Here is a 19,976-nt window from a genome sequence, read left to right as displayed (position 1 = left end):
CGCGGGGATCAATACAGGAAATAGCGCTGCGCAAGGGGCAACTCCTCTGCCGGTTCGCAGGTCAGCAGCACACCATCGGCGCGCACCTCATAGGTTTCCGGGTCCACTTCTATATGCGGCGTGGCAGAGTTCAGGCGCATGTCGGACTTTGTCACCCCGCGCGTGCCTTTGACGGCCAGCGTGTCCTTGGCCAGCCCCAGCTTGTGGGCGATGCCATCATCCTGAGCGGCCTGACTGACAAACACCACCGCGTTGCGTTCCACGCTGCGACCGTAAGCACCGAACATGGGCCGCGTGTGGACTGGCTGCGGCGTTGGAATGCTGGCATTGGGGTCGCCCATCTGCGCCACCACGATCACACCACCCAGCAAAACCATCTCTGGCTTGGCCCCGAAAAAGGCAGGCGACCAAAGCACCAGATCGGCGCGCTTGCCGACCTCAACGCTGCCCAGTTCCTCGGCCATGCCATGCACAATGGCGGGGTTTATGGTGTATTTCGCGATGTAGCGGCGTACGCGCAGGTTATCATTCGCGCCCTGCTCGCCGTCCAGCCGCCCGCGTTGCAGCTTCATCTTATGCGCAGTCTGCCATGTGCGGGTCACCACCTCGCCCACCCGGCCCATCGCCTGACTGTCTGATGACAGTACCGAAAACGCGCCCAGATCGTGCAGGATGTCTTCGGCAGCAATGGTTTCGCGGCGGATGCGGGATTCCGCAAAGGCCACATCTTCGGGCACCCGGCGATCAAGGTGATGGCACACCATCAACATATCAAGGTGTTCCTCGATGGTGTTGACGGTATAGGGCATCGTCGGGTTGGTCGAACTTGGCAAAATGTTCTGGCTGGCCACAACCTTGATGATGTCGGGCGCATGACCGCCACCCGCGCCTTCGGTGTGGAAAGCGTGGATCGTGCGGCCCGCGATGGCTTTGAGCGTGTTTTCCACAAATCCGGATTCGTTCAGCGTGTCGGTGTGGATCATCACCTGCACGTCCATCGCATCGGCCACCGTCAGGCAGCAATCAATCGCGGCGGGGGTGGTGCCCCAATCCTCGTGCAGCTTGAGGCATGAAGCGCCCGCCCGCACCTGTTCCTCCAACGCGGCAGGCAGCGACGCATTGCCCTTTCCGGCAAAGGCAAGGTTCATCGGGAACGCATCGGCCGCCTGCATCATCCGCGCCAGATGCCACGGCCCCGGCGTGCAGGTGGTGGCAAGCGTGCCATGCGCGGGGCCAGTGCCACCGCCCAGCATCGTGGTGATGCCGGAATGCAGCGCATCATCAATCTGTTGCGGGGCGATGAAATGGATATGCGCATCCATGCCGCCCGCGGTCAGGATGCGGCCCTCTCCCGCGATGATCTCGGTTCCCGGCCCGATGATCACATCGACGCCGGGTTGCGTGTCGGGGTTGCCCGCCTTGCCGATCACGGCAATGCGCCCATCGCGCAGGCCCACGTCGGCCTTGTAGATGCCGGTATGGTCCACGATCAGAGCATTGGTGATGACAGTATCCATCGCACCCGCCGCGCGGGTGATCTGGCTTTGGCCCATCCCGTCGCGAATGACCTTGCCGCCGCCGAACTTCACCTCTTCGCCGAACATCAGCCCATTGGCCCCAAAGGTGGCCGCCCCGCTGCGTTCGGCGATCAGGTCACGCTCAACCTCGATGATCAGGTCAGTGTCGCCCAAACGCACCCTGTCGCCCACGGTTGGCCCATACATGTCGGCATAAGCGGCGCGAGAAAGAACGAAGGGCATGGGCAGAACCTTTCTGTCAGAACGGGTTTTTTGGCCCGCTGCGCGTCAGCCTGCGGGCATTGGCAGCGGTGGTACGCTTGACCGGGGCAAGGGCTGCCTCGGCGATATCGGTCATTGACCCGCCCGACAGGGCAGAGCGTTGGGCGGCAATGCCTGATTTCATGCCCGCCCGCATCTTTTCACCGACCATGCGGTTGTTTTCCTGTGGCGATACCGTCCAGACCCCGGCCATACCCATCACGCGCATGGCAATGACGGAATTGGCCTGCATCAGCATCATGGAGGTGTTCATCGACAGGCGCATCAGATCAAACGGGGAAAAAGGCGACATTGCTAAGCTCCTACAAAGCGCCCATCACTTGGGCGTTGAAGCCATAGACATGGCGGTTCCCGGCCAACGGCACAAGGCGAACCTCGCGCATTTGGCCCGGTTCAAACCGTACAGCAGTGCCTGCGGGAATATCCAGCCGTTGCCCGCGCGCGGCGTCGCGGTCAAACGACAGGCCGGGGTTGGTTTCGGCAAAGTGGTAATGGCTGCCCACCTGTACCGGGCGGTCGCCGGTATTGGCCACCATCAGCACGGTGACAGGCGCGCCCGCGTTCAGCGTTACATCGCCGTCTACTGGAAAAATTTCTCCAGGAATCATAGCCTTGCCCCTATGCAAAGGTGAGCGCGAGGCCCGCAACCGCAGTGCCCGCGCCAAAGGCCCGCGCGGCCCCACGCACAGACAGCGCGTTCAGACCAAGACCAAGCGCCACGCCTGCCCCATGCAGCGCCATGGTGGCAAAGGCAAACCCCGCACCATAGCTCAGCAGACCTGCAGCAGGCCCTTCGGTGCCCTGGGCATGGCCGTGAAACAGGCCAAAAGCCGCCACGATCCCCACGCCAACCGCCAAAGGCGCGCGCCATGCCAACGCGGCAGCTACCCCCAACAACACGATGGAGGCCAGAATCATCGGCTCCACCCCCGGCAGAACAAGACCCATCGCCCCCAGCGCACCCCCCGCCAGCATCGCACCGACAAAGCCCAACGGCAGCGCCCAAAGTGCACGCCCCGCCGTTACCGCCGCCCAAAGACCCACCGCCACCATGGCCAACACGTGATCGGTGCCACCCAGCGGATGCATCACGCCGGACACAAAGAGCGATGCGCCATGATCCCCCACGTGGGCCAGAGCCGCCTGTGGCAACAGCGCGACAGAACCAAGGGTCAATGCCAGTTTTTTCATCGAGGTGCCTTTCTCAGCGGATCGGGTGGTGAACGGTGACAAGCTTTGTGCCATCGGGGAACGTGGCCTCTACCTGCACGGAATGGATCATCTCGGGGACGCCGGGCATGCATTGCCCAGCGGTGATCACGCTGGCCCCTGCCTCCATCAGATCGGCAACGCGGCGACCGTCACGCGCGCCCTCGACCACGAAGTCTGTAATCAGGGCTATCGCCTCGGGGTGGTTCAGCTTGACGCCGCGCGCCAGCCGTCCACGGGCGACCATGGCGGCAAGGCTGACCAGCAGTTTGTCTTTTTCGCGAGGGGTCAGGTTCATGAGTTCTCCTTCACATCTGCCAGACGCGCGGCAGGGCTGCACCCCGGCGCAACACGGCCAAAGCGCGGGCGATCTGGCGGCGCAAGGGCCAGCCATCTGCCGCCATCATCCGCAGCATCAGGCGGCCATCCGGGGCTGATGCGGCTGCGGTCACGCCGGGTTCATCCAGCACGCGCCGCACAGGGGCCAACAGGTCAGCAACCCCCTGCCCCACCATCGCCAATGAGGCAAATGCCCGGCAGCCCCGCAGCCCCGCCACGCCGGTTTGCAAGGCGCGGTCGGTCAGGGTCAGCGGCTCGACCATCACCGGGCGGCCTGACTGGCGGATTTCGCGCCAGTCGCGCAGTGCCACCCGGCCCACAGATTCGCCCATCGCAGCCCTGCCCAGCACAACGCTTTCCAACAGCAGGCAGCCCGCACCGGGGGCCAGATCAAGCGTTGTGCGGCGGTCCAGATGGCTGTCCTCAAACAAAATGGTTTCTTGCGGCAGCCAGTCCAGCCAGCCCCCCGGCCCCACATCCATTGTGACCCGCACCCGTGCGGCCCCGCCAGACGACCGATAGGCCCGTTCGGCGGTTTGCGTCGTGGCCACCGCCCGCGCACTTGGCCCCAGCGTGACTGCATAAGCCAGGGTATCGCCCCCGGTCAGCCCACCTGATGTGTTCAGAAACACCACCTCTGGCGGACCACCACGGCCAATGGGTCCGTGCGGCAGGATGCACTTGGCCGACCCTTGCTGGCGCAAGCCTGTCAGCCGCATGCCCGCCGGGCCAAGTGCTAGCGAAACCGAGGCTTCCCCCCGGCTGCGCTGCATCGGCTCTGTGATGGCTGCTGCAAACATGATCCCCCGCTTTCGCCCAAGGCTTATGCGTGGCTGGGGCAGGCTCAATGCGCGACACGCGCGGCAACCAGATCTGATTGATCAGGGCGCGACTGACGCCCAATAGTCGTGCGTGTTGCCCAAAAAAAAGTCGTTCTGAAACACCCGCCCCGGCAGTCGCCCGGTCAGTAGGCACCCCGCGCCAAAGCAACGGCCTCAAAGGTGCGAAAAATCAACATCAGGTCGTTTCGCAAGCTGGCCTCTTGCAGATAGCGCAGATCCATCGCCACCATCTCGTCAAAGCCGATATTGGCCCGACCCGAGACCTGCCAAAGCCCGGTCAGCCCCGGCAAACCCGCCAGCCGCTGCTTGGCTTCGTAAGAATACAGCGCGACCTCCTCTGGCAACGCCGGGCGGGGGCCAACCAAAGACATCTCACCGCGCAGGACGTTCCACAATTGCGGCAATTCATCCAGCGAAGATCGCCGGAGAATCCGCCCTACTTTGGTCACGCGCGGGTCGTCCTTGTGTTTGAAGCACAGCCCGGCACGGTCTGATTGCGCCAAAAGCGCCGCGCGGCGCGTTTCGGCATCGGGATACATGCTGCGGAATTTCACCATCCGAAAGCGGCGGCCATCACGTCCGACGCGGGTCTGAAAAAACAGCACCGGACCGGGTGAAGTCAGTTTGATCGCCAATGCCAAAAGCAGAACCACGGGTAGCAGCACCGGCAGCGCCAGCACAATCAAACCCACATCCAACACCCGTTTGTGGCGCGCAGGAGCAGGCACCTGCAACGCAGCAGGCCGAGAAAATAAAAGGGCAGACATTGGCAGCACCCCAAGACACAGTTCGGTTTGTCCCGAGTTCCCGCTCTTACGCCCAAACCCACCAAAATCTCAGGGGAAATTTACAAAATTAGCGCCCGCAGCAACTAGATGACGCTGCATCGCCCGCCACAGGTTGCAAGCCCCGCTTATTGTTCTCGCAGAAACCTGTCCACCTCTGCGCGGGTTGGCATCGAACTTGCCGCGCCATGGCGGGTGACCGACAATCCGGCCACGGCCGCGCCAAACCGCAGGGCCTGCTCTATCGCCGCGCCTTGCGCCAGCGCGACGGCCAGACCACCGTTGAACGCATCGCCCGCGCCGGTCGTATCCACCACCGGGCCGGGCGCGCGCGCTGGCACCTGCAGGCTGGTGCCATCCTTGCGATAGAGCACACCCTTTTCGCCCAAGGTGATAATCGCCGCCCCCACGCCACGCTCGATCAACCGATCAGCGGCGGCTTCGGCATCGGCAAAGGAGTTGACCGTTACCCCGGTCAGCCCTTCGGCTTCGGATTCGTTGGGTGTGATCAGGTCGCACAGACCCAGCATCGTATCGGTCAATGCCGCAGCAGGGGCCGGGTTCAGGATTGTGCGTACGCCTGCCCCCCGCGCAAGCCGAAGCCCGTGTTCGGCCGCATCCAGAGGTTGTTCCAACTGGGTCATGAACACTGCTGCCCCCTCAATCAGACTGCGCCGCGCCTTAACATCGGCGACCGAGATGCGCGCCGCAGCCCCTTGTGCCACGATGATGGCATTTTGTCCGGTCGCAGCCTCCAGAAAGATAAAGGCCGACCCGGTATAGCTGTCTGGGTCTTCCGTCACCTCGGGCGTGATTCCGGCAGCGCGCCACAGGTCACGCGCCATATCGGCAAAAGCGTCGCGCCCCAGTCGGGTGATGATATGCACATCCCCCCCCGCCCGCGCCGCCGCAACCGCCTGGTTCGATCCCTTGCCGCCCGGTCCCAGCATGAAATGATGGCCCAGAATTGTCTCGCCCAGCCGCGGCAACCGATCGGCGCGGTAGGCCGCATCTGCCACAAAGATCCCAAGGACCACAACTTTGTGCGCCATGGTCACGCCTCTGGCCCGATCACGCCTTTGCGCAGCATGATGCAGCCATAGAATCGCCGTTCACCCGTCTGGATCACGGCATAGGCCCCCTTGGCCAGATCGTAGAACGCAAACCGCTCAACCCCTGGCAAGGGACGCGCCGTGCCTTCGGCGCGGTCCACCTCAACCTGCACTTCGGCCTGCACCTCTGGCAGGGCTGCGGGGTCACCCACAACCTGCATCCGCCCGGCGAAATCGGGCACGAATGTATCCAGCGGCATCACCGACAAGATGGCCTGAACCGCCTGCGCCGCCGTCAGGTTTTCCATACGCAGCAGTCGTCCGACGGGGGTTTCGCGTGCAATGCTGTCGGCGGGGAAATTGGTATCAACAACCATCAGATAATCGCCGTGCCCCATGGCCCGCAGTGTCCCCAGCACATCGGCATTCAGCCGGTGGTCAATTCCCTTGAGCATGGTCGTCCCTCTTGTTGCGGCGCATCCCCGGCACCGTTTGATGCCAGACTGCCCCGACGAACAGCGCGCCGCAAGAGGTTACAGGATAGGCCGCTGTTCCGCAGGCTCGTCCGCCAGTTTGGCCAGTTCGGCCAATGCTTTGCGGTTGGGAATGTGCAAAACCCCACGCGACCAGTCCATCAGGCCCGCCGCACGAAACTTTTGCAGCCGCTTGTTGGTGTGCACAAGCGACAGGCCAAGTGCGTCAGCCATATCCTGTTGACGATAGGGCAATGACATCTTGCCATCCGACACCAGCCCAAGGCTTTCGCCGCGCCGATAGATCCGCAAAAACGCCCAAGCCAGCGCCGCAGAGGCGTCGCGCTGTCCGATCGTGGCAACCGTTTCGCCCAGAAAGTGCTCCTCGACCGCGGCAATCCATGTCAGATCGTAGGCCCGTGACGGGTTGGTCTGAAACAGCGACCACAAGGCGCTGCGGTCAAAGACGCACAAGACCATCGGGGTTGCGGCCTCTACCGAGTGCCCCATCTCGCCCATCAGGCCAGCCTGAAGCCCCAGAAAGTCGCCCGGAAAGATCAGGTTGAGCACCTGACGCCGACCATCTTCCAATGTCTTGTGACGCAGGCCAAGCCCACTGAGCACAGTGTAGAGCTGCGCACTGGACTGGCCTTCGGACAGAATGGTGGCCCCGCGTTCAACAGACAACTCGCCCTTCTTGAACCGCTCCATGAAACGAATTTCATCCTCGGTCATCGGCAGAAAGGCTTCGCATTGGCGCAACGGACAAGAACGGCAAACTGTTTTCAACTTTTCCTCCAGCTCTATGTCACAGTTAAGTGCGCACCGCGGCTTTTGGTTCCATGACTCCCCCTTCTTTTTCAAAGGGGGCGGCATGCCGAAAACAATCCTGGTTCAAGACCCCGACGGGCTTATCAGCCTTGATCTGGCGCAAACCGTGATGGAAGCTTGGCCTGATGCCAGCGTCATCTTGTGCCGCGACGTAATGCAGGCTGTCGCAACCTTGTCCGATGGACAGCGGCCAGAATTGCTGGTTTTGCGGCAGTCCTTGCGCAAGATGCAGGCGTTTGCTCTGGTTGACCTGATCTGTGACCTTGAAATCAAAGTGCTTTTGACCGCAGCCGATGATGACGAAGGGCCAGACATCGCCGAACTGGGCTGGCACGCCCTTGACATGCCGTTTTCTGCGGCGCAAGTGCGCGAAGCTTTGCATGATGCCTGCCCTGAAACGCAGCCTTGTATGGATAGTTATTGCAAAGAGATTCTCTTGGGTTAACGTCCGGTTGTCGCCGGAGAAAGGCCCGGCTTAGGATAGCGAAATGGAACAACTGCGACTTTGGGCTGTAGCTGAGCGCAGCCCTGTTTATCAGATTGTGTTTGCGTGTCTTGCAATCCTTATATCGGCGTCGGCGCGCGCCTATCTGGAGTCTGCTTTGCCGCCCGGATTCCCGTATCTGACGTTCTTTCCCGCCGTGATTCTGACTGCGTTTTTCGCGGGGACCCGCGCGGGCGTTGCGGTTGCCGTGGTCTGCGGACTTATTGCCTGGTATTGGTTTCTGGCCCCCGACAACAGCTTCGCCCTCTTGCCGTCCAGTGTTCTTGCGCTGGCGTTTTACATGTTCATCGTCATCACCCAATTGGTGTTGGTCCATGTCATGCGCTATGCCCTGAGCAAGCTGGAGGTTGAAAAACACCGGTCCGACACGCTGGCCCATGCCAACAAGACAATGTTCCACGAATTGCAGCACCGGGTGTCAAACAACCTTCAGGTGGTGTCGTCGCTGTTGAAGATGCAGCGCCGCAATGTGGCGGATGAGGCGGCACGGGCAGCGCTTGATGTGGCCTCGGCGCGCTTGCAGGTCGTGGCCAGCATCCAGCGTCAGTTGCACAACCCCAAACGCCAGACCACCGACATGGGCCACCTCATGCGCGATGTGCTGCCCGAGGTGGTCAGCAGCTCGGCGCTGTCAGATCGAATAACGCTGGATTTCGATGTAGAGCCGGTGATCGTTTCGGCAGATCAGGCCACGCCGCTGGCACTGATCATCGTTGAGTTGGTGTCAAATGCGGTCGAGCATGCAGCCCATGACACCAAGAAAACCCATCTGCACCTGACCATGCGCAGCCGTGGCCCCGAAGCGATCATTATTGTGCAGGACGACGGAAAAGGTTTGCCACCGGACTTTGCGCCCGAAAAGTCCCGCAGCCTTGGCTTGCGGGTGGCGCTTCAGTTCACCGAACAGCTTGATGGCACACTGACCTTTGAAACAGTCAATGGCACACGGGTCACACTAACCATTCCACTTGATGGGGCAGACAAGAAATAAACCACCCTACAGCAACCAAAACGCACCGCTGATGGCAAGGGCGGCAACTGCCATAGCGACCAGCGCGATCCGCACGCGCCCTGTCAACATGGCGGTCGCGAGGGCTGCAACCAGAGACGCGACAATCGACGATGAAAACGGGATCAGCTCCAACATCGGCATGCTCAGGCCCAGACACAGGCACAAAAAGGCCAGCGCAGGGGTCCACCACGAATCTGCGCCGCCACCCGGTCGGGCCGGGGCCATGCCGTCAAATCGGCGCGCAGGTTTGCGCAACCACGCCAGCGCGCGGCGGAGCGCTGGTCCCGGCAGGCTGCGGGCACGGATCAATTCCGGCAACCAGACCTTTGGTTTGCGCAACACGATCTGCCCGGCAATCAGCGCGATCACCAGCCCGCCCACAATCGACGCCCCTGGCACACCGCTGAGCGGCGAGATCAACAGCAGTGCCGGCACCAGCAGCACAGCCGCCATCGACGATGGACCCATCGCATCCACCAGATCACCCAGTTGCACCCTCTCGACCCCACGGGACGCAGCGTGCATGCGGGACACTATGGCGCTCAGATCCGACAGCGACGCATCAGAACCCGGTGCAGGCTCATCTGATCCTTCGGCCCCGTGCCCGCTTTGGTTTCGTATGGGTGACATGGTTCTAATCTATCCTCTGCTCCCGAACACACAGGCGGTTTCGGCCAGTTGGCTACGGGCACTGTCAGCAGATGGGCAATCCTTTGCCGACGCGCAAGACAACAGGGAACCAATCCCCACCCCTCTGGCGTTAAACTGCCAGTCGACGATCAATCGCGCCCGAAAAGCGCATTGACCACAGGAGCGAGATGACATGACCGCCACGGAACCGCCTCAACCGCACTGCCCCCCTGTTTCGCCAAGCCTTCAGTTGCCGTGGATGCAGGCGCTGATCCAGTCGGGCGCACGATTGACCCGACCCGATGACTTTATTGAAGTGGCAGGCAACGCAAAAGACGCGGTGCATTATGTCCGGTGTGGCATTGGTCCGGGCACCGTTGAAAATGGGACAGACTTTCTGACCGCCGTTGCCAAGGCCCGCAAACTGGTGGCCACCGGGGCGCGGCGCATTGTATTTCTGGCCTTCGGAGACACGCCCGACGGACAGTTGCACCAGTCCCTCATCAGCTTTTCACGCAACGCAGGCCGCGCCCTGACCGCCCATCCGGCAGAGTTTACCGTTGTCTCGCTAGACGGCGCGCAGCCTGAAACCGTGATCCGCTAAAACTCAAACAACGAAGCAAGTGACCAGTCGTTTGGCTGGTCTTTTCACATCCCGATCGTCATCTGCAAAAAAAGGCCGCCCCAGAAGGGGCGGCTTTTCCCGAATGCACGCTCTACCGAAGCGATGGCAAGACTGTTTGCAATCAGACCGGGGGCGTTCAGACCGGTGGTTTGCCGCGCACCGCACGCGCAACCATCGCCACAACAAACAATACGATGAATACAAAAAACAGGATCTGTGCAATCGAGGCCGAAGCGCCTGCAATCCCGCCAAAGCCCAAAGCCGCTGCAATCAATGCTACGACCAGAAACGTCAATGCCCAACCTAGCATGGTGATCTCCTTCTTTATCTGGTTCATATTTCTGCGCCTTAGCGCTCATGACAAACCAACGTGGGCAGGCAGGTCAGGTTCCGCCCAGCCCCAAAAAAATTTCGCCAATGGCGTTGAAGCAGCCGTCAGAGATATCAATAGCGATAGAATTTCCCCCACTTCTGCAGGCCACCACGCTATATCGGGCCCAGCCCGAAGCATGACCGTGGCATGGGCGGTTATGTTGCCCAAAACTATCAGAGCAGCAGCGCAGAAAGCCTGCGGATCTACCCCGCCCCGGCACCTGAACAAAGTTTAAAAGGCATCGGAACCCAAAGCCAAATGCCGGCGTTGTCTCATCACAAGATCGTGGCGTCGCCGCGACATCACCGAAACCACTGCGTAAAAGGCACGAAAGATGAGCCAACTAAGCATGTTTGAACTATCCGGCTTTGGCGGACTATTGATTTTGGCGCTGGACCTTTGGGCCATCATCTCTGTCATCGGATCGTCCGCGACCACCGGGAAAAAGGTGATTTGGACCTTGCTGATCCTTTTCCTGCCAATCATCGGCTTTATCTTGTGGTTTTTTATGGGACCACGCGCCGAAGCACGGCGCATCTGACCAAACGCAGACAGGAAGACCATAATGGCGCGCTCTGGACTTGAAGGCCTTATTGTACCGCTGATCGACCTTTTGATGCTGGGCCGTCGCGCCGTGGCATTGCGGTTCGCTTTGGCAAAGGTCGAGCTGCGCCTGCGGGCGTCTTCCGTGGTAACGGCGCTTGTTCTTGCCGGGTTGGCTTTGGTGCTGGTGGTGATTTTTCTGGTTCTGCTGGTGCAGGCCGGACTGATTGGCCTTGCAGCACTTGGGTTGACGCCCCTGCAAGCAACGCTGGCGGCAGCGGCGGCCTGCGCGCTTGTGGCTCTGATCTTCCTTTTGATTGCGCGGTCCTGCCTGCGGCGGGCCACGCTTCCACTTTCTTCTCTTGCGGGCACTGGCGAAAACGTTCCCGCCAACCGCCCCTGACACATTTCTGAATAGGAGACTGACATGGCACGTTCCCGTACCTCCGAGGCGCTGTTCAACGAAGCACGCGCCACAGAAGACGCCCTTCGCGCCGCCCTAGGCCGACTGACGGGCCGTCTGACGGGCCGCCGCGACACGTCCGACGATCTGATCGGGCTGGCGACTGGCCCGCTGGGTCAGACCGTTCTGGCAACCGCAGCAGCCCGCGCCTTGCGCACTTACCCGCTGGCAACGGTGCTTGTCGGTGCAGGCCTTGCCTGGTTGACCTTTGGTCAGCGCCGCGAGGAAACCCTTGCCGACCGCGTGTCTGACACGATCGAGGATTGGCAGGCCCGCGCCGATGATGCCCGCGAAGCTGCGCGCGACCGTCTGACGTCACTTTATGAAGACATGTCAGACAGGGGTGCCGACGCCGCAGCTTTCGCCCGCGAAAAAGCCACTGTGACTGCCGATCTGGCCGCCGATCTGGCTGCTGCCTTTGGCCATGGCCTGTCGGACCTGGGCGATGAGGCCGCCGACCGGATCATCGCCGCCCGTGAACGCGCCTATGCCGCCTTTGCCTCGGGTGCCGAAGCGGTTGAAGATCAGATTGACCATCTGCGTGATGACGCAGACGACCGCAACTTCCTGCGCCGTCACCCGGTCGCCTCGGCGGCGGTTGCGGTGGCGGTGGGTGCGGCTTTGGCCACGGCCCTGCAAGCCAATCGCCGCGATGGCGAAACGCTGGCCGAGTCCGCCGAAGCGTTGATGGCAAAGGCGCGCAAGGCGTTTGACACCGAAACGACTGCCGCTGGCCGTGCGATTGGCGAAGCGGCAACTGCGTTGCGCGCGCGTGGTTCCGAAGCCGCTTTGGCGATGGTCGCGGATCTGACCGATATTCTGGAAGGCGTGCGCGACAAGGGGCGTGATGTCGCCGACTCCGTCGAAGACGCCGCCGAAGATCTGGAGGCGAGCGTGCGCAAAAGCACCCGCCGGGCGGCGGATCAGGTAAATAGCGCGGCAAAGCGTGTCAGCGCACAGACCCGCAGCCGTCGCAAAAGTACGCAAAAGTTGGCCGATAAACTGACCCGCGGCCGCGCGAACTGACACGCAACCGACCTGTCTCTCCCTGTGCCTTCCACACGGCACCCCTACCTGACCCACAGCCCCGGCTGTGGGTCTTTTTATGGCCCCAAGTTTCGCATCGAGTCAGACCATTTCCGGCGGCAGAAACGGGACAGCTGTGCCGAATTTCTCTGCGGCGCGCAGATCATAGGGCAGCACGAAACCCTGACGCGCCTCGGGCGCACGGCCCGCATTTGACAGCGCCAGCCCCCGCCATGCAGCCACCGCTGTTTCGGGCGCAAAAAAGCTGGCATCCACCGCTTCGGGCAGCCAATGGGCCATGCAACGCCGCCGCATATCCGCGACCGTTTGCGGATCGTCAAGTTGCACTCCGGCCTCGGTATCCCAGCGCATTGACCGCCCGTTCAGGTTTGCCGATGAAATGATTGCCACGTGGTCGAAGACCGAAACCTTGGCATGAATATAGATCAGCGGGGCCTTGGCCAACAGATCGCGCCCCATCCTTTGCTGCTTGCGCGCCCGCCTTTGCTGCGCTGCGCTTCCGATGAACAACCGCTTGCCAAAGGCGCGCTTGAGGTGGCGCAAACATCGGGCCTGATAAAATTCTCCCAGTTGCGAGTCCAACCCGTCGCGCCCGTCAAACGCCAATTCCTCGGGCGCGCCCGGCAGCATCAGGATCAGCCCCAGATCGGGCTTTTCCTGGGCCACCTTGCACAGCGCGCGGGTAAGCTTTATGTCCCGAAAGTACTGCGTTTCCAGATAGATAAGCCCTTGAGCCCCCGCAATTGCGGCGCAATGGGCGTCAAAGATGCTTTGCACAATCGGTTTGGGGCCAAAGCGAACCAAAGGAACGCCCCGCTGCCGCGACAGCGTCACCAAAAGCTGCCCGGTGTCGATCGGGGGCATCTGCCCCGCTGTCACCGCCTGAAATGCCTGCAAATGGCGGGCCGCATCGGCAGCAACCGGGCCGTCCACCAGTACTTGCACATCATGCCACGTTTCTGCGGCCGGGCGGTCGTGGCCCTGATCGTCATAGCGGCGCTCGTTCAGATCAAGGCCCCCGACATACAGCCGCCGCCGGTCAAACACCGCGATTTTCTGATGGTGTGTGCCCGGAAACAACCGGGGCAAGGGCCACAGGCGCGGTCGCACCCGGCCATCTGCCTTCACCACCATCAGCGCCGCGATTCCCGGCATGTCACGCAAGGCAGCGGCGCGAACCTCTGGTGGTTGGCGGTTCAGCCAGTTTGCAGAGCGCAAGACCCGCGCCATGATCAGCGGCGATATCAGCACACGCGGCAAGGTGCCGGTTTCCGCCGGATGCCGCGCCGCCGAGGCACTCAGCCGCCCGGAACCGGGGCCTGCGACTTCGGCCGCAGCCTGCAACAGCCGCAAACTGCGCCAAGTGCCGCGATGCAATGCCGCCCGCGCAATGGGGTCAAAGTCAGACAGAGTCAGCGTAATGGAAATCCCGCGCCGCAAGCAATGAACGATCAGGTCAAACCACCGCTCCCCCACCGCCAACCCTTCAGCAGAGCGCAACCGCGTTTCAGGGTCAAATACCAGAAAACTAGCGACAATCTCGGTTTGCGCCTCCAGAAAGGCGCGCTCAAGGGCGGGATACGCCTCTGCCGCGGTGATAAAAACCTGCGGCGCCTTGGTGCTGAATGGGCCGTCATCGCGCATCATACCGCCCCGCTGCCTGTCACTTGCCCGCTGCCTGTCACTTGGGCGTATCGCACCCCGTGTCAGGTCGGATCGTCTATGTCATCCGGCACCGCAGTTTCGGGCTTGGGTGCAACCCTCTCCTCGCCTTCGGTCAAGGGGCGCAGCGGGAAATCCAGTGTCAGAACATAGCCATCGCCCGACCGGCCACGGGTAACGGTGCCGTTCAGCTGCTGCGAGAAGGCCAGCAAAAGTTGCGAGCCAAAGCCATCGTTCGCCTCAACCACCACGTCATCGGCGTCATCAACTTGCGGCATCAGACCGTTGCACAGCGAAAACCGCGCACGGCCATCTCCGGTCCGTTCCAACCGCAAGCCGACACGGGCGCGGGCTGTTCCCTCCAGCCACGAATGCTTGATCACATTGGCCATTCCTTCGGTCAGAAACAGAGCCAACGGCACTGCCTGATCCGGGGTAAGGCGTATGTCATCCACCTGCGCATCCATATCAAACCGCCGTCCGGGGACAGACCCGATGCGCAGCAGATCATTGGCAACACGCGGCAGCAACTCATCCGCGCGCACATCGGTCAGGCCACTCGTCTGATAGAGTTCGCGGTGAACAGTCGCGAGGCTGATAACGCGGTCCTGCACCGTGCGCATCGCCTCTTTTGCTTCATTGGTGCGGGCGGCCCGTAGCTGCATATTCAGAATGGATGCAATAAGTTGCAGGTTGTTCTTCACGCGGTGATGCACTTCGCGCAGAAGCACTTCCTTTTGGTGGATCGTATTTTCCAGATCCGCTTCGTTGCGCAGAACCGCCGTTGTCATACGCTCATAGGCAAGCCCGACAGACCGCAATTCCATTGCTGCGCCCTCCATCCTGAGCCCCGGCAATTGCCGCTCACCTGCCGCAAAAGCGGTGATCCGGTCGCGCAACAGCCGCACATGCCTGAGCACCTGACTTTCCGCTGCAAGCCACGCAACAAGAAGACTGGCCGCCCACATCATCATCGGGAACAAAAAGGCCGGAAACGCCCCTTCGAAAACCGTGCTGTGCAGTCGGTTCGCCGGCCAAGAGCCCAAAAGATACAAGGTGCCGGGCTCAATTGGCACCACCGAAAACGCGCGCCTCTCGCCCGACACAGTCCGCGCGACAAAGCTGACGCTCTCTCCATCCGTAAAACCGGTCAACGGACGATTGGCAGGCAAACTTTGCTGTGCCGCTTCCATCCCGACAGACGAGGTCAATAAAGACCCCTTCGCATCGAATGTCACCAGCGCAAGCGGCTTGGCCTTTTCGCCTTCCACCATAGCGGTCTGTTGATCCAGCATGCTGTGTGGCATCGACACAAAGGCAAACCCCAAAAGGTCGCCCACAACGTCAAACACCGGGTTCGATACAATCAGGACCGAGGTTTTCGACACCGGACCATAGGGGTTGACCGCAATTTTCGGGCCGGGGTCGGTCAACAGCTCTTGCATTGCCGGGGTGCCCGCCAGATCGCGCTCCTCCCCCCGTGCGCCGCACCGCATTTGACCGGCGCGGTCCACATAGCCGGCAAAGGTCACAATACCGATATTGGCTGACACCACCCGGTCCATCAGGTTTCGACAGGCTTGCAGACTGGCATCCGCATCGGTGCGCAAGACCGATGGCAAAGCCGCGGCCAACGTAGCGGCCTTGGCCTGCGCCTTGACGATCTCGGCTATCAGCGGATTGGCCGCGATCAGGGTTTCGCCCTTGATCACATTGGTCACGCGCGCTTCGGCAAGCTGGGCGGTCTTGACCCCCTGAACATAGCTGAGGATGGCAAGTGGCAACAGCGCCACCCCCATCACCGCCATGAGCCGGAACCCTAGCCCTGCAAACCGCCGCCTTACTGCGGCAACCTTTGTCATGCGGCTTGAAATCCTGACCGACCCATAACGGCAAGCGTAGCACCCGATTGCTCGGACAGAATGTTTTCGCCTTCCGCCATGCCAAGAAGTTCGCACAAGCGGGCGCGCGCACGGTTTGCCCGGCTTTTCGCCGTGCCAATCGCCACACCCATCATCTGTGCCGCTTCTTCGTATGAATACCCGTTCGCGCCAACCAGGATCAGGACTTCGCGATGCTCGGGGGTCAGTTTGTCGAAGGCGCGGCTGAAATCGTTAAAGGCCAGACGCCCGTCGTGATGCGGCTTTTCAAACATCGTCGCGGCGTGAACGCCATCGGTGTCCTGCACCTCGCGCCGGGTTTTGCGCTTGGACGAAAAGAACGTGTTGCGCAAAATGGTGAACAGCCACGCGCGAAGATCCGTACCTACAGTGAATTTCTCGATATTTGACCAGGCCTTCAGGATGGTTTCCTGCACCAGATCATCCGCTTCACTTACATTGCGGGTCAGCGAGATTGCGAAAGCTCGCAGCGATGGAATGTGATTTGCCATCTCCTCCCGCGGGTCAGCATGGGGTACGGTCTGGGAGGTCATTTTTTGGCCTCCTTAGCCTTCAGTTGCGCCAAAAGCTCTTTGAACCGGTCGGGAACCTCTTCCTTCAGCGCGTCCTCGTAAACGCGCTTCAGATTCTCGTCGATGTCTTTGCGCAAACTGGACTTCTGGTTGTCACCTGCCATATGTTCCATCATCATGCTACTCTACTGATCCCGTATTTATTCATGGAACCAAACGCAGCGCCAGTGCGTTTGGTTCCGTAGAAAACGAAACTGGGGAGAAAATAATGACTGCCTCTGCGACCTTCGATCTGACTTCGGCAATTGCGGCTGACCTGCCCTTTCTGCGTCGCTATGCGCGTGCGCTGACCGGCAGTCAGGACAGCGGTGACCGCTACGCCGCTGCAACGCTGGAAAGCATTTTGATCGAAGACACCCCGGTACGCGAAGCATCCAGCCCGCGGATTGGACTTTTTCACAGTTTCCACCGGGTTTGGGTAAGCGCGGGTGCGCCCCTTGATACCGAAGACGATATTCTGGCCAAGCGTGCGCAAGTTCATATGTCGGGCCTGACCCCAAACTCGCGTGAGGCTTTGTTGCTGCACGCGATCGAAGGGTTCGACCGCCCAGCCATCGCAGAGATCATGTCGCATGACGAAACCGAAGTGCAGGTGCTGCTGGACGCCGCGATCCGAGAGATGGAAGCATCCGTGACCGGCAAGGTCATGGTCATCGAAGATGAGGCGATCATCGCCATGGACATCGTCGATATCGTCGGCCAGATCGGCCACAAGGTCACTGGCGTTGCCCGCACACGGCGCGAGGCGGTTGAACTGGCAGCACGAGAGCGGCCGGATCTGATCTTGTCTGATATTCAGCTTGCGGACGATTCCTCGGGCATTGATGCGGTCAACGATATTCTGGCTCAGTTTGACGATATTCCGGTGATTTTCATCACCGCCTTCCCCGAGCGTTTGCTGACGGGCGACAAGCCCGAGCCAGCGTTCCTGATCACCAAGCCGTTCTCGGAAGAACAGGTGCGGTCGGCGGTCAGTCAGGCCATGTTTTTCTCGTCGACAGAGACCCTGCACGCCTGAACGTAACCCTGTGTGCCAAATAAACGCCTGCCCGTTCTGGGCGGGCGTTTTTTCTTTTTATTCCAGACATTTCCAAACAATGCCGGGAACCATTTGATCAAAGCCGCGTTGTTCATGCAAGCGCTGGACTGTTCAGCGCAACACATGCACGAAAGGATCTTCTTATGTTCCGCAACATTCTGATGACCACCACCGCTCTGTTCATTGCAAACGCTGCTTTCGCGCAGGATACCATGGTGAAAGAGGTCAGCATCTCGGCTGACATTACCGCGATTTCCAACGCCGAGGCCGCAGCCTATTGGACCCAAGTGGCCGATGATCTGGAAAATGCAATCGTTGCACGCTTGGTGGACCGGATCGGTGAAACCGGGTCTAAGATTTCGGTCGATATTGACGAGTTGTCGCTTTCCAACTCGTTCCAGAACCAGCTTGGCCTGGAAGATGCCGTGATCATTGGCATGGTCAACATCACGAATGATGACGACAACGCCAAGTTCGACAATTACGAACTGACCGTCACCGCGCAATCGGCTCAGGCATTTGCCGCTGATGGCACCGTTCTGGAAGGCGCGTTTGATGACACGCCGGAATACTATGCGGCGCTGATCGCCGCCTTTGCTGATGGCGTCGTTACCCGCCTGAAGTAATCTTCGCCCCATGAAGAAAGGCCCCGGATCGCTCCGGGGCCTTTTGCGTTTCAAATTGTAGTCTTGGCTGTCATCACTTGGCGGTAGCGCGCAGCATCCAGGCGGATTTTTCGTGAAACGCGCATCGCGCAGTCAGCAGATCGGCCGTGGCAGCGTCTTCGCCCTTTTCGGCCTGACCGATCACGTCGCGCATCCGGCGCACCACCGCTTCATGATCGCTGGCCAGATCTTCGACCATCTCTTGCGCTGATCCCAGCTTCGCCGGGTCTTTCACGCAAGACATCTTGGTGATCTCTGCCATCTGGAACGGTGCAATCCGGCCAAGGGCGCGAATACGTTCGGCCAGATCATCAGCCGCCTGAAACAGATTGGTATACTGTGCCTCGGTCAGAACGTGGATCGAGTGGAACATCGGGCCTTCGACATTCCAATGAACGGCGTGCGATTTGAAAAGCAACCGATAGGTGTCGGCAAGGGATTCGCTCAGCCCCTTGGAAATGGCGGTAACGCCGGTGATGCCGGTGTCGATCTTGTCTGATCCCGGCACGGCTTTGAGTGCTTCTGACATAGGGAATTTCCTCACATTGGGTAGCAGCCAGAGGTGGCCGCCCTACCCTGACAAAACGCCCGCGCTGACAGCGCAGTTCCCTAGACTTGCGGCATATGCGCAGAAAAGGTCACCACCCGCCCGCGCCCGGCACCTTTGGCGGCGTAAAGGGCGATGTCTGCGTCATGCAACATCACCTCTGCCTCTGGATTGGGATACAGGGTAGAGACGGTCAGCCCGACACTGGCCCCGATCTGGCAGGCACGACTTTCAAAGATGATGGGCTGTGCAAGGCCGGCGATGATGCGTTCGGCCACCCCGGTCAGGCTGGCCACATCGGTCATTCCCGGAAGAAGAATGACAAACTCATCCCCCCCGACCCGCGCCACCAGATCCCCGGTGCGGGTTTCATCAGACAGCACCTTCGCCACAACACGCAAGACATGATCGCCCGCCGCGTGCCCCAGCGTGTCGTTCACCGACTTGAACCGGTCCAGATCCAGATGCATCAGCGCAAATGGCGCACGCGCCGCCGCTGCCTGCATCAGCGCGACATCCAGCGCACGGCGGTTGCGCAACCCTGTCAGCGTATCGGTCAGCGCCAGTTCTTCGGCATGGGATTTTGCGCCCTGCAAGCGCAGGTTCAACCGCTGCAATTCGCCCAGAACCGCACGCTTTGCCTCAACCAGATACAGCAATTCCACCGTCAGATCGGTGGCGGCAAAATCTGCATCAGTCAGCGCATGGGCGCGGACAGCATCCACCACGCCAATACCAAAAGACAGGTTCAGCATGATACCGCCCGACAGATCCGGCATCGCCAGCCCGCGAAATTCCGCCCCGCCAGCGCGCAGGCCAAGGTGCAGACGCGCGCCTTGATGGGCGATCAGATCCGCCATTGCCGCAACTCCGGCGGGGCGTCGCACAGCGAACAGATCAAAAAAATTGTTTCCGATCAACGGAGTGCCACTGGCAATCTTGGTCAATGTGGGCCCATGCGCGGTGATATGGCCATTGCGCGACAGATGCAGGTGCATTGGCATCAGCCGCGCAATGGCATCGGTGGAAAGCCCCAGCCGCCCCATACAGTGCCCCGCAACT

Annotated in this window: 26 protein-coding genes; 8 read left to right on the top strand and 18 right to left on the bottom strand. The window is 60.9% G+C overall.

The window, feature by feature from the left end; genetic code table 11:
* Positions 1 to 8 precede the first annotated feature (8 nt).
* From ureC to Q8K08_RS11170, 10 genes are all read right to left on the bottom strand, one after another.
* The gene (gene ureC, locus Q8K08_RS11215; RefSeq protein WP_305250111.1) at positions 9 to 1,760 is read right to left on the bottom strand and encodes an urease subunit alpha; all 1,752 of its coding nucleotides are present in this window, start codon (positions 1,758 to 1,760) and stop codon (positions 9 to 11) included.
* A gap of 16 nt (positions 1,761 to 1,776) precedes the next feature.
* A complete protein-coding gene (locus tag Q8K08_RS11210) occupies positions 1,777 to 2,091 on the bottom strand; it encodes an antifreeze protein (RefSeq protein WP_304803040.1) in 315 nt (104 codons plus the stop codon).
* Positions 2,092 to 2,101: 10 nt separating this feature from the next.
* Entirely contained in the window at positions 2,102 to 2,407 is a 306-nt protein-coding gene (locus tag Q8K08_RS11205) for an urease subunit beta (protein WP_304803038.1), read from the bottom strand.
* 10 nt (positions 2,408 to 2,417) lie between these two features.
* On the bottom strand, positions 2,418 to 2,990 hold the full coding sequence (locus tag Q8K08_RS11200; protein ID WP_305250110.1) for a HupE/UreJ family protein: 573 nt from the start codon (positions 2,988 to 2,990) through the stop codon (positions 2,418 to 2,420).
* Positions 2,991 to 3,003: 13 nt separating this feature from the next.
* Positions 3,004 to 3,306, bottom strand: coding sequence for an urease subunit gamma (locus Q8K08_RS11195; RefSeq protein ID WP_304803034.1), 303 nt, complete (start codon positions 3,304 to 3,306; stop codon positions 3,004 to 3,006).
* Positions 3,307 to 3,316: 10 nt separating this feature from the next.
* Positions 3,317 to 4,147 carry an urease accessory protein UreD gene (locus Q8K08_RS11190; protein WP_304803032.1) on the bottom strand — a complete coding sequence of 277 codons (831 nt, stop codon included), beginning with the start codon at positions 4,145 to 4,147 and terminating at the stop codon, positions 3,317 to 3,319.
* Positions 4,148 to 4,311: 164 nt separating this feature from the next.
* Positions 4,312 to 4,956, bottom strand: coding sequence for a sugar transferase (locus Q8K08_RS11185; protein WP_304803030.1), 645 nt, complete (start codon positions 4,954 to 4,956; stop codon positions 4,312 to 4,314).
* A 146-nt stretch (positions 4,957 to 5,102) separates the two neighbouring features.
* Positions 5,103 to 6,026, bottom strand: a complete 924-nt coding sequence (rbsK, locus tag Q8K08_RS11180) for a ribokinase (protein ID WP_305250109.1) — start codon at positions 6,024 to 6,026, stop codon at positions 5,103 to 5,105.
* Between the two features lie 2 nt (positions 6,027 to 6,028).
* Entirely contained in the window at positions 6,029 to 6,481 is a 453-nt protein-coding gene (locus tag Q8K08_RS11175) for an RbsD/FucU family protein (RefSeq protein WP_304803088.1), read from the bottom strand.
* Between the two features lie 78 nt (positions 6,482 to 6,559).
* Positions 6,560 to 7,234, bottom strand: coding sequence for a Crp/Fnr family transcriptional regulator (locus Q8K08_RS11170; RefSeq protein ID WP_305250108.1), 675 nt, complete (start codon positions 7,232 to 7,234; stop codon positions 6,560 to 6,562).
* A gap of 139 nt (positions 7,235 to 7,373) precedes the next feature.
* Here Q8K08_RS11170 and Q8K08_RS11165 point away from each other — a divergent pair, with 139 nt between their 5' ends.
* The gene (locus tag Q8K08_RS11165; protein WP_304803092.1) at positions 7,374 to 7,775 is read left to right on the top strand and encodes a hypothetical protein; all 402 of its coding nucleotides are present in this window, start codon (positions 7,374 to 7,376) and stop codon (positions 7,773 to 7,775) included.
* 43 nt (positions 7,776 to 7,818) lie between these two features.
* Positions 7,819 to 8,826, top strand: coding sequence for a sensor histidine kinase (locus Q8K08_RS11160; protein WP_304803094.1), 1,008 nt, complete (start codon positions 7,819 to 7,821; stop codon positions 8,824 to 8,826).
* 6 nt (positions 8,827 to 8,832) lie between these two features.
* Here the strand turns inward: Q8K08_RS11160 and Q8K08_RS11155 are convergent, their stop codons facing one another.
* Positions 8,833 to 9,477 (bottom strand): exopolysaccharide biosynthesis protein, encoded by a 645-nt coding sequence (locus Q8K08_RS11155; RefSeq protein WP_304803096.1) that lies wholly within the window; start codon positions 9,475 to 9,477, stop codon positions 8,833 to 8,835.
* Between the two features lie 193 nt (positions 9,478 to 9,670).
* Here Q8K08_RS11155 and Q8K08_RS11150 point away from each other — a divergent pair, with 193 nt between their 5' ends.
* A complete protein-coding gene (locus Q8K08_RS11150; protein WP_304803098.1) occupies positions 9,671 to 10,081 on the top strand; it encodes a hypothetical protein in 411 nt (136 codons plus the stop codon).
* A 157-nt stretch (positions 10,082 to 10,238) separates the two neighbouring features.
* On the opposite strand, the gene Q8K08_RS11145 is transcribed toward Q8K08_RS11150, so the two are convergent.
* Positions 10,239 to 10,412, bottom strand: a complete 174-nt coding sequence (locus Q8K08_RS11145) for a DUF1328 domain-containing protein (protein ID WP_304803104.1) — start codon at positions 10,410 to 10,412, stop codon at positions 10,239 to 10,241.
* 412 nt (positions 10,413 to 10,824) lie between these two features.
* Between Q8K08_RS11145 and Q8K08_RS11140 the strand changes: the two genes are divergently transcribed.
* Genes Q8K08_RS11140 through Q8K08_RS11130 form a run of 3 tightly spaced genes read left to right on the top strand, consistent with a single transcriptional unit; the run spans position 10,825 to position 12,507 of the window.
* Positions 10,825 to 11,016: a PLD nuclease N-terminal domain-containing protein gene (locus Q8K08_RS11140; RefSeq protein WP_304803106.1), complete on the top strand. Its 192-nt coding sequence runs from the start codon at positions 10,825 to 10,827 to the stop codon at positions 11,014 to 11,016.
* A 24-nt stretch (positions 11,017 to 11,040) separates the two neighbouring features.
* Positions 11,041 to 11,421 carry a phage holin family protein gene (locus Q8K08_RS11135; RefSeq protein WP_304803100.1) on the top strand — a complete coding sequence of 127 codons (381 nt, stop codon included), beginning with the start codon at positions 11,041 to 11,043 and terminating at the stop codon, positions 11,419 to 11,421.
* A gap of 24 nt (positions 11,422 to 11,445) precedes the next feature.
* The gene (locus tag Q8K08_RS11130; protein WP_305250107.1) at positions 11,446 to 12,507 is read left to right on the top strand and encodes a hypothetical protein; all 1,062 of its coding nucleotides are present in this window, start codon (positions 11,446 to 11,448) and stop codon (positions 12,505 to 12,507) included.
* Between the two features lie 102 nt (positions 12,508 to 12,609).
* On the opposite strand, the gene Q8K08_RS11125 is transcribed toward Q8K08_RS11130, so the two are convergent.
* The 4 genes from Q8K08_RS11125 to Q8K08_RS11110 all read right to left on the bottom strand — a co-directional run bounded on the left by Q8K08_RS11125 (position 12,610) and on the right by Q8K08_RS11110 (position 16,782).
* Positions 12,610 to 14,172, bottom strand: coding sequence for a phospholipase D-like domain-containing protein (locus Q8K08_RS11125; RefSeq protein ID WP_305250106.1), 1,563 nt, complete (start codon positions 14,170 to 14,172; stop codon positions 12,610 to 12,612).
* A 62-nt stretch (positions 14,173 to 14,234) separates the two neighbouring features.
* Positions 14,235 to 16,052, bottom strand: coding sequence for a sensor histidine kinase (locus Q8K08_RS11120; protein WP_304799524.1), 1,818 nt, complete (start codon positions 16,050 to 16,052; stop codon positions 14,235 to 14,237).
* Entirely contained in the window at positions 16,049 to 16,624 is a 576-nt protein-coding gene (locus tag Q8K08_RS11115) for an RNA polymerase sigma factor (protein WP_304799522.1), read from the bottom strand. Before Q8K08_RS11115 ends, Q8K08_RS11120 begins: the two co-directional genes overlap by 4 nt.
* Entirely contained in the window at positions 16,621 to 16,782 is a 162-nt protein-coding gene (locus Q8K08_RS11110) for a NepR family anti-sigma factor (protein WP_305250105.1), read from the bottom strand. The genes Q8K08_RS11115 and Q8K08_RS11110 overlap by 4 nt, the downstream gene beginning before the upstream one ends.
* A gap of 89 nt (positions 16,783 to 16,871) precedes the next feature.
* On the opposite strand from Q8K08_RS11110, the gene Q8K08_RS11105 reads away from it, so the two are divergent.
* Positions 16,872 to 17,681 carry a response regulator gene (locus Q8K08_RS11105; protein ID WP_305250103.1) on the top strand — a complete coding sequence of 270 codons (810 nt, stop codon included), beginning with the start codon at positions 16,872 to 16,874 and terminating at the stop codon, positions 17,679 to 17,681.
* A 164-nt stretch (positions 17,682 to 17,845) separates the two neighbouring features.
* Positions 17,846 to 18,328, top strand: a complete 483-nt coding sequence (locus Q8K08_RS11100; RefSeq protein ID WP_304799935.1) for a hypothetical protein — start codon at positions 17,846 to 17,848, stop codon at positions 18,326 to 18,328.
* A gap of 73 nt (positions 18,329 to 18,401) precedes the next feature.
* On the opposite strand, the gene Q8K08_RS11095 is transcribed toward Q8K08_RS11100, so the two are convergent.
* Together Q8K08_RS11095 and Q8K08_RS11090 are read right to left on the bottom strand one after the other, a co-directional pair.
* Entirely contained in the window at positions 18,402 to 18,896 is a 495-nt protein-coding gene (locus tag Q8K08_RS11095) for a Dps family protein (protein ID WP_304799933.1), read from the bottom strand.
* 80 nt (positions 18,897 to 18,976) lie between these two features.
* Positions 18,977 to 19,960: a GGDEF domain-containing protein gene (locus Q8K08_RS11090; RefSeq protein WP_304799942.1), complete on the bottom strand. Its 984-nt coding sequence runs from the start codon at positions 19,958 to 19,960 to the stop codon at positions 18,977 to 18,979.
* Between the last annotated feature and the right edge of the window lie 16 nt (positions 19,961 to 19,976).

The sequence above is a fragment of the Pseudotabrizicola sp. genome, assembly GCF_030684215.1.
In the GTDB taxonomy this organism is placed as follows: Bacteria; Pseudomonadota; Alphaproteobacteria; order Rhodobacterales; family Rhodobacteraceae; genus Pseudotabrizicola.
The sequence above is the reverse complement of the archived record's forward strand: the minus strand, read 5'-3'. Positions and strand labels throughout refer to the sequence as shown.

Excerpts from the sequence above, each read along its gene's own strand:
- ureC (WP_305250111.1), bottom strand. The coding sequence starts at position 1,760 with ATGCCCTTCGTTCTTTCTCGCGCCGCTTATGCCGACATGTATGGGCCA.
- Q8K08_RS11210 (WP_304803040.1), bottom strand. The coding sequence starts at position 2,091 with ATGTCGCCTTTTTCCCCGTTTGATCTGATGCGCCTGTCGATGAACACC.
- Q8K08_RS11205 (WP_304803038.1), bottom strand. The coding sequence starts at position 2,407 with ATGATTCCTGGAGAAATTTTTCCAGTAGACGGCGATGTAACGCTGAAC.
- Q8K08_RS11200 (WP_305250110.1), bottom strand. The coding sequence starts at position 2,990 with ATGAAAAAACTGGCATTGACCCTTGGTTCTGTCGCGCTGTTGCCACAG.
- Q8K08_RS11195 (WP_304803034.1), bottom strand. The coding sequence starts at position 3,306 with ATGAACCTGACCCCTCGCGAAAAAGACAAACTGCTGGTCAGCCTTGCC.
- Q8K08_RS11190 (WP_304803032.1), bottom strand. The coding sequence starts at position 4,147 with ATGTTTGCAGCAGCCATCACAGAGCCGATGCAGCGCAGCCGGGGGGAA.
- Q8K08_RS11185 (WP_304803030.1), bottom strand. The coding sequence starts at position 4,956 with ATGTCTGCCCTTTTATTTTCTCGGCCTGCTGCGTTGCAGGTGCCTGCT.
- rbsK (WP_305250109.1), bottom strand. The coding sequence starts at position 6,026 with ATGGCGCACAAAGTTGTGGTCCTTGGGATCTTTGTGGCAGATGCGGCC.
- Q8K08_RS11175 (WP_304803088.1), bottom strand. The coding sequence starts at position 6,481 with ATGCTCAAGGGAATTGACCACCGGCTGAATGCCGATGTGCTGGGGACA.
- Q8K08_RS11170 (WP_305250108.1), bottom strand. The coding sequence starts at position 7,234 with ATGACCGAGGATGAAATTCGTTTCATGGAGCGGTTCAAGAAGGGCGAG.
- Q8K08_RS11165 (WP_304803092.1), top strand. The coding sequence starts at position 7,374 with ATGCCGAAAACAATCCTGGTTCAAGACCCCGACGGGCTTATCAGCCTT.
- Q8K08_RS11160 (WP_304803094.1), top strand. The coding sequence starts at position 7,819 with ATGGAACAACTGCGACTTTGGGCTGTAGCTGAGCGCAGCCCTGTTTAT.
- Q8K08_RS11155 (WP_304803096.1), bottom strand. The coding sequence starts at position 9,477 with ATGTCACCCATACGAAACCAAAGCGGGCACGGGGCCGAAGGATCAGAT.
- Q8K08_RS11150 (WP_304803098.1), top strand. The coding sequence starts at position 9,671 with ATGACCGCCACGGAACCGCCTCAACCGCACTGCCCCCCTGTTTCGCCA.
- Q8K08_RS11145 (WP_304803104.1), bottom strand. The coding sequence starts at position 10,412 with ATGCTAGGTTGGGCATTGACGTTTCTGGTCGTAGCATTGATTGCAGCG.
- Q8K08_RS11140 (WP_304803106.1), top strand. The coding sequence starts at position 10,825 with ATGTTTGAACTATCCGGCTTTGGCGGACTATTGATTTTGGCGCTGGAC.
- Q8K08_RS11135 (WP_304803100.1), top strand. The coding sequence starts at position 11,041 with ATGGCGCGCTCTGGACTTGAAGGCCTTATTGTACCGCTGATCGACCTT.
- Q8K08_RS11130 (WP_305250107.1), top strand. The coding sequence starts at position 11,446 with ATGGCACGTTCCCGTACCTCCGAGGCGCTGTTCAACGAAGCACGCGCC.
- Q8K08_RS11125 (WP_305250106.1), bottom strand. The coding sequence starts at position 14,172 with ATGCGCGATGACGGCCCATTCAGCACCAAGGCGCCGCAGGTTTTTATC.
- Q8K08_RS11120 (WP_304799524.1), bottom strand. The coding sequence starts at position 16,052 with ATGACAAAGGTTGCCGCAGTAAGGCGGCGGTTTGCAGGGCTAGGGTTC.
- Q8K08_RS11115 (WP_304799522.1), bottom strand. The coding sequence starts at position 16,624 with ATGACCTCCCAGACCGTACCCCATGCTGACCCGCGGGAGGAGATGGCA.
- Q8K08_RS11110 (WP_305250105.1), bottom strand. The coding sequence starts at position 16,782 with ATGATGATGGAACATATGGCAGGTGACAACCAGAAGTCCAGTTTGCGC.
- Q8K08_RS11105 (WP_305250103.1), top strand. The coding sequence starts at position 16,872 with ATGACTGCCTCTGCGACCTTCGATCTGACTTCGGCAATTGCGGCTGAC.
- Q8K08_RS11100 (WP_304799935.1), top strand. The coding sequence starts at position 17,846 with ATGTTCCGCAACATTCTGATGACCACCACCGCTCTGTTCATTGCAAAC.
- Q8K08_RS11095 (WP_304799933.1), bottom strand. The coding sequence starts at position 18,896 with ATGTCAGAAGCACTCAAAGCCGTGCCGGGATCAGACAAGATCGACACC.
- Q8K08_RS11090 (WP_304799942.1), bottom strand. The coding sequence starts at position 19,960 with ATGGGGCGGCTGGGGCTTTCCACCGATGCCATTGCGCGGCTGATGCCA.